This window comes from Corynebacterium sp. HMSC11D10 (assembly GCF_001806995.1).
Taxonomy (GTDB): Bacteria; Actinomycetota; Actinomycetes; order Mycobacteriales; family Mycobacteriaceae; genus Corynebacterium; species Corynebacterium coyleae.
In genome coordinates, this window is the sequence record NZ_KV787037.1 from 1 (window position 1) to 914 (window position 914).

Annotated in this window: 1 protein-coding gene and 1 pseudogene; one reads left to right on the plus strand and one right to left on the minus strand. The window is 58.5% G+C overall.

Features of this window, described 5'->3' with window-relative positions:
- On the plus strand, positions 1–329 hold a 329-nt coding region (locus HMPREF3120_RS03295; RefSeq protein WP_210384490.1), incomplete at its 5' end, for a transposase.
- A 56-nt stretch (positions 330–385) separates the two neighbouring features.
- On the opposite strand, the pseudogene HMPREF3120_RS03300 reads toward HMPREF3120_RS03295, so the two are convergent.
- Positions 386–913, minus strand: a pseudogene (locus HMPREF3120_RS03300) (transposase); the annotation flags it as partial.
- Between the last annotated feature and the right edge of the window lies 1 nt (position 914).

Here is a 914-nt window from a genome sequence, read left to right on the forward strand (position 1 = left end):
GGGCGCAAGCCCGTGAAGTTGTTGACTTGTTGGAGCCGAAGTTCCCCCAGGTTGCGGCGTATCTGGAGGAATCACTCGATGAGGTGCTGGCGTTTACCGCAGCGCCGAAACCAGTCTGGACGAAGGTGTGGTCAAACAACCCCACCGAGCGGTTAAACCGGGAGATCCGCCGGCTTGTTGGCGCCGTCCTTGCCGAGCAACACGACGATTGGATCCAACAAAAACGCTACATGTCACTATCCGCACTCGAGCACAGCAAACACCTCATGCACCAACCCAACCCCCACACAGGAGATGATCATGGCGACCACCACCAGCTAACCGCCTAACACAACCCCCCAACTTCATACCGAGCCGAACGGACAAACGGCTACACCACTACACGGGACTTGACCGCATGGACGAGGCAGCGTTGGATCATCGCGTTGGGCCAGCAGGCTTTAATCGCAGTCAAGGCGCCTTGTCCACCGTCGAGGACGACACAGAGCGGTTCAGCGATTTTGCGAAGTAGCTGCGTATACGCATGGGCGGTTTCGTGTTTGGCCCAGTGCCAGGCGATGACGTGGTCGTGGCTGGCTGCCACGAGCAAGCATCCGGCGGCGGTGTAGGTGCCGTCGATGAAGATCTGATCGTAAACGCGCTGCGGGTCACCGTTGTTGGGGATGTCGATAAGCCAAAACGGTTTGAATCGGCGGTCAAGTGTCCAACGGCTCACCTTGTGTTGCTCGGCGAGTTCAGACAACGTCGCTGTGGAGGTGGCATAAGCAACGAAGGCTTTAAAGTCGCGGGTCAGCGTGCGGTCGCTGCGGGTTCGTGTCGTGGAGCTGCCGCAGTTCGGGTCCTTGCATCGCCACCTGGTTGTGCCTTTGGATGTGGTTCCGTTTGCCGTTTCCGTGTAGTTGGTAGGGGCAATC